At 60.2% G+C, this 5,222-nt stretch carries 6 protein-coding genes; all 6 read right to left on the reverse strand.

The features are described from left to right. Nucleotides 1–12 precede the first annotated feature (12 nt). Entirely contained in the window at nt 13–951 is a 939-nt protein-coding gene (locus tag Q8O35_RS09625; protein WP_305572665.1) for a glycosyltransferase family 2 protein, read from the reverse strand. Further along, the gene (locus Q8O35_RS09630; RefSeq protein WP_305572667.1) at nt 948–2,000 is read right to left on the reverse strand and encodes an NAD(P)-dependent oxidoreductase; all 1,053 of its coding nucleotides are present in this window, start codon (nt 1,998–2,000) and stop codon (nt 948–950) included. Before Q8O35_RS09630 ends, Q8O35_RS09625 begins: the two co-directional genes overlap by 4 nt. A gap of 2 nt (nt 2,001–2,002) precedes the next feature. Next, nucleotides 2,003–3,070, reverse strand: coding sequence for a hypothetical protein (locus tag Q8O35_RS09635; protein WP_305572669.1), 1,068 nt, complete (start codon nt 3,068–3,070; stop codon nt 2,003–2,005). Continuing rightward, on the reverse strand, nt 3,061–3,729 hold the full coding sequence (locus Q8O35_RS09640) for an SDR family NAD(P)-dependent oxidoreductase (RefSeq protein WP_305572671.1): 669 nt from the start codon (nt 3,727–3,729) through the stop codon (nt 3,061–3,063). The genes Q8O35_RS09635 and Q8O35_RS09640 overlap by 10 nt, the downstream gene beginning before the upstream one ends. Then, nucleotides 3,726–4,541 carry an aldolase/citrate lyase family protein gene (locus tag Q8O35_RS09645; RefSeq protein WP_305572673.1) on the reverse strand — a complete coding sequence of 272 codons (816 nt, stop codon included), beginning with the start codon at nt 4,539–4,541 and terminating at the stop codon, nt 3,726–3,728. Before Q8O35_RS09645 ends, Q8O35_RS09640 begins: the two co-directional genes overlap by 4 nt. Before the next feature lie 21 nt (nt 4,542–4,562). After that, nucleotides 4,563–5,222, reverse strand: a 660-nt coding sequence (locus Q8O35_RS09650; RefSeq protein ID WP_305572675.1) for a thiamine pyrophosphate-dependent enzyme, incomplete at its 5' end; no start/stop codon positions are given.

The following is a 5,222-nucleotide window of genomic DNA, read 5'->3' on the forward strand; positions in this document are numbered from 1 at the left end:
CAGCGTCACGCACTAGTCAAAATTGACCCGTTCCTTTTCTATCACCAGTGGCCGCGCCAGCACCTGCGTGTGGATGGCGCCCACATACTCGCCGACAATGCCGAGAAAAATCAGTTGCACGGCGCCAAAGAAAAACATTCCAATAACCATGGGCGCCATCCCAACCACAAACTGATCCCAGAAAATAAGTTTGTAGGCCATGTAGAAGAACCCAGCACACAGACTAAGCAGGGACACCCCGAACCCCAGCAGCGTGGCAAGGCGCAAGGGAACCTTGGAGTGGTTGGTGATGCCAAGCATGGCCATGTCGTAAAGTGTGTAAAAATTATTGTGTGTTATCCCGCGTTTGCGTGGCGGCTTGTCGAAGGGCACCAAGGCAGGCTCGTAGCCTAGCTCGGAGATGATGCCCCGCAAGTAAGGATACGCATCGTTGAGACCGCGCAGGTCGTCAAGAACCGCCCTGTCGTAGAGGCCAAACCCGGTGAAGTCCCGAACGATCTCGACATCGGACAGCCTCTCCAGCAGCTTGTAGTAATGCTTGCGGACAGCAGCCATCACTGGCGAGCCAAGTTCTTGCCGTTTCACACCCAAAACGAGCTTGTAGCCCTTTTCCCAGTGGGTAATGAAGCTCTCAATGCATTCCGGCGGGTCTTGAAGGTCGGAGGCCATCAGGATCACCGCATCGCCCCGGGCCTGGAGCATGCCATGGTAGGGTGACCTTATGTGCCCGAAATTCCTTGTGTTCACGATAAGTTTGACCCGTTTGTCCTCGGCGCATAGCTCCTTGACGCGTGCCACGGTCTTATCCGTGGAGGCGTTGTCGATGAAGATATGTTCGTAGTCGTGTTGTGGAAAGCCAGTGGCGAACACTGACCGGATGCGTTCATACAACAGACGCACGTTGTCTTGTTCGCAATAGCAGGGGGTGACAATGCTGATGAGGGACATCATGAGTCCTTTAGCTGTTGGGCGCGATGGTGGCGGAGCGTTCTGGCGACGATCTGCGGCAATTTGAAGCAAAGCGAGAGGCCGAGCTCCTTCTCCGCCCTGCCAGTATTGGGAACGTAGCGCGCCGGCAGGCTGTTGGGATCCGCCTCTTTGGCCACCCGTACGGGAAGCCCCCCTGCCGCGTGGGCAACGGCCTGTGCCAGCGCCTCTATGCTCACGACCTCCTCCGAGCCTATGTTGTAGGCGCGGCGGCTTTCGCCCCGCAGCAAAACAGTCAGCAGCCACTCCACAAGGTCTGTCGGGTACATGTAGGAGCGGCGGGGAGTTCCGTCTCCTTGCACGTTTATGGGCCTGCCCGCAAGTGCGTCGGCGATGAAATTGCCCGCGGCGAAATGGCGGTCTAGGGGCAAAAAAGGGCCTAAAAAGGCGAAGCACCGGGCGATGGGGATGCTCAGACCGAAGTCCTCCGCATACAGGGCGCAGAGGTGCTCAGCCGTGCGTTTGCCCTCCGCGTAGGAGTTTCCCGGGCTTAACTGGTCAGGGCTGCCAAGGTAGTGCTCCGGCACGGTGGTCATTTCTGGCGGCTGGACGCCATAGACCGCACCTGAGCTTACAAACAGCAGCCGCTTGGGCTTGGTCTGCCGGGCGTATTCGAGCACCTGCCGCGTGCCCTGCACGATGGTGTCGAACATGAGCAGGGGCTCGTCACGGTTCAGGGCGGCGTTGGCCTCTGCTGCGGCGTGGATGATGTAGTCGTGCGGGGGAGTGGAGAGTTCAAAATCGCGCACATCGCCCTTGTGGAAAACAATGCCCTGGCAGTTCGCCAACTCAGGGTTCCGGGCGCAAAAGCCAGCGGGATCGCGTGACAGCACGTCGATCTGCAGGCCGAGCCCCAGGGCCGCTTCAGCTTGGCTCAAAAGCAAAAGCAGCCAGCGGCCAAAGAAGCCCGTGCCGCCTGTGACGAGCACTCTGGACCCGCGCAGCAAGGCCAGCAGCCCCTGCGTCCGCTCCAGGAAGCGGGCCGCGTCCTCCCGCAAGGTGGGATCATTCAATGCTAAAAGAGCCATGTGTTCAAGGATTCGAGGGCGGAGACGGCGGCATCCTCGGTCAGGTCATTGATTCGCACCAGAGAGAGATCGTCGTTGAGCATGATGAGCGGCAGGTTGGAACCCACGCGTTTCTTGTCTTTGCGCATGGCCGCGATGAGTGCGGCCGGAGCCATCTCATCCTTGGTGGGCCGTGTGACCAGGGCCTGGGCAAGCATGTCTGCCACAGCGTCTCTGCGTGCGGCGGAAAGGTTGCCGCGTTCGGTTGCTATTATGTTGGAGAACGCCATGCCGATGAGCACAGCCTGGCCATGCGGGATGCGATAGGCGGTGACGGACTCGAGAGCGTGTCCAAGGGTGTGCCCGTAGTTCAGCAGGTTGCGCTTGCCTGCGTCGAATTCGTCGTCCTCGATGTAGCTGATCTTGACGAGCAGGGACTCGCGCACGCTCTCAAGCAAGGCCGCTGGGTCGCGGGCCAGCATGGGGCCAAGCAGATTTGGCAGCGCCTCGAATCGTTCGCGGCCGCCCATGATGTACAGCTTGATGACCTCGCCAAGGCCGCTCAGGAAATCTTCTTCCTTCAGGGTGGACAGGAAGGGCGTATGGATGTGGACCTCGCTCGGCGGATAGAACGTGCCCACGAGGTTCTTGAAGGAGCGGTAGTTCAGGGAGGTCTTGCCGCCGATGCAACTGTCGGACTGGGCCAGCAGCGTCGTGGGCACAAAGACCCAGTTGATTCCCCGGTACAGAGTCGATGCGGCGAAGCCGGTCACATCCTGGGTTATGCCTCCGCCGATGGAGATGAGCGTCAGGTTGCGTTTCGCGTCGCGCCCAGTGAGCTGATCGAAAATCTCCTGCACCGTGTCCAGGTTCTTGCGTGACTCGTCGAAGTGCATGACCACGACGTTTTCCCTGGGCAGGGCTGCAAGGGCGGTGTCCTTGTATATTTCCCACACGGTCTCGTCGACGATGCAGCAGAAGTCTTGGAATCTGCTGCCGAAGTCAAGGAAATCCGGAGAGCTGTGGAAGGTGACGCGATAGTCCCGGATGTTGGAGCGGATGTTGATTACAGACACGTGAAGCCCCCGTCTATCCGGATTGTTTGCCCGGTGATGTAGGAGTTGGCCGAGCTGCACAAAAAGGCCGCGGTTTCAGCGATCTCCGGCGGTGTGGCCATGCGGTTTTGCGGAATCTGCACGCAGAGCGCCTGAATCTGCTCCGGGCTGTTGTTCTGCCTGGTAAGGGCCGTATCCACAAAGCCGGGCGCCACGGCGTTCACCAGCACCCCGTGGGGGGCAAGCTCCACGGCGGCAGCCTTTGTGAAGCCGATGAGGCCGGCCTTGGTGGTGGAGTAAATGACCCGGCGGGCCTTGGACACCACGCCGAAGATGGAGGATATGTTGAGTATGCGGCCATAGCCGCGCTGCCGCATGCCTGGCGCCAGGCCGCGCGTCAGCCGCAGAGGCGCCTCCAGGTTGATGCTCAGCGCCAGGGCCATGTCGCCGTCCGTGAACTCGGAAACACCGGCCAGGGGATTGATGCCGGCGTTGTTCACGAGGATGTCGACCGGGGTTTCGAGGGCGGCCAGATAGGCCTCCACCGACGCCCCGGAGGCGAGGTCCATCTCGGCGCGGCTGGGCCGAAGGACCGTGGCTCCCAGCGCCTCGAAGCGATCGGCTATGGCTAGGCCGATGCCGCGCGAGGCTCCAGTGACCAGGGCCGTGCGGCCGTTCATTCGTATTTGCCTCCGGCCTCTTCGATGAGCTGCTTGTAGCGCGACTCCAGCATCTGGATGCGCGTCTTGTCCTCGTTGAAGATCATGCCGTAGAAGTCCCGCTTGTTCTTGAGCCAGAGCAGTTCGAAGCCCACAGCCTTGAGGATGCCCTTTTCCGGCTCGTCGTTCAGCGCTTCCGGGCACTTGAAGATCAGCTTGCGGGTTTCATAGCGGTCCAGCAGGCCGGGCTTGAGCTGGTGAAAGAAGGGAATGGCCTCTTTGCCGACGCCGCCGCCCACCGCGCACTCCAGGCCTTTGGCCTTGGCCTTGGTGAACAGGTCGTTGGTGATGTTGAAGACGACGTCGGTGTTGATCTGGTCACGATCAAGGCCCATGGACCCGGTGAGGTCCACTCGTCCCATCACCACGCCGTTAAGCAAATGTATTTCCGGCAGTTCCAGCATTTCATCGAAGCACTTGCAACCTGCCAGGGTCTCTATGTTCACGGCGACGTCGATGTGTTCGCGCTCTTCCGGAGGGAAAACGATCTCCACGGCCTTGAGGTATTTTTTCAGAGCGTATGGCGTCTCGACCATGGGGGCCACGATGCGGTCCACGCCGAGGACGCGGGCCTCGTACATGTCACGGATGGCCTCGCAGCCGCCGATCTTCATGGTGAGCCCAAGGCCGGCCACGGTGATGACCTCTTTCAGGCGCATGGCTTCTTCTATGCGCGTGCCCTCTGCCTCGAACTCCGCCTTTATGCCGCAAACGTGATGGTTTTCCTTCAGGTCCTGCAACACTTCAACCATTTTGCGCTCAAGATTATTCATGGATTTTCCCCCACGTTGAGTTCATTTCTCTGCGGTCAGGAGGTTGTCTTGCAACTCCTGTTGGCTCAAAAACGGGTACATATCCTCAAGGCAGGGGGAAACGATGCTGCCATCATCCAACTGCCTGGAACTCAGTTTTGGTTCAAAGCCTTGCTTTGGATCAAGACTCACGTCAACGAGCATTGGCCCTTCCGTTGAAAGAATCGCGTCGAGCCCTTGCGCGAAGTTCGGCCCCTCCAGGCGGCTGGCGGGAAGCCCAAAGCCTTCGCCCAGGTGGACAAAGTCGGGAAAACTGACGCCACTGTCCGGGCCGGAGCCCATCTGGCGGCCCTGAAAAAAGGCGTTCTGCGTTAGGCGGATGGAGACGTATCCCTGGTTGTTGAACACAAATACCAGCACCGGCAGCCCCAACCCGGCGAGGGTTTGCAGCTCCTGCACGTTCATCATCAGCGAGCCGTCTCCTGCCAGACAGATGACGCGCCGCCCCCCCCGGGCTACGGCGGCGCCTATTGCGGCGGGCAGGTCGTATCCCATGGAGGCGCAGCCGGAATTGGCGAACATCCGCTGTCCCTTCTTAATGCGTCCGGCCTGAAAGGGCACCACGCAGGCCGAGCCGTTGCCGCACACGATGACGTCGTCGTCGCGGAGCCGCTCGAACAGCGCCTCCACGAAATGGTAGGG

The organism is Humidesulfovibrio sp. (assembly GCF_030689645.1).
In the GTDB taxonomy this organism is placed as follows: Bacteria; Desulfobacterota; Desulfovibrionia; order Desulfovibrionales; family Desulfovibrionaceae; genus Humidesulfovibrio.

What these genes read in the sequence shown, in the direction of transcription:
- Q8O35_RS09645 (WP_305572673.1), bottom strand. Translation starts at nt 4,541, where the DNA reads ATGAATAATCTTGAGCGCAAAATGGTTGAAGTGTTGCAGGACCTGAAG.
- Q8O35_RS09640 (WP_305572671.1), bottom strand. Translation starts at nt 3,729, where the DNA reads ATGAACGGCCGCACGGCCCTGGTCACTGGAGCCTCGCGCGGCATCGGC.
- Q8O35_RS09625 (WP_305572665.1), bottom strand. Translation starts at nt 951, where the DNA reads ATGATGTCCCTCATCAGCATTGTCACCCCCTGCTATTGCGAACAAGAC.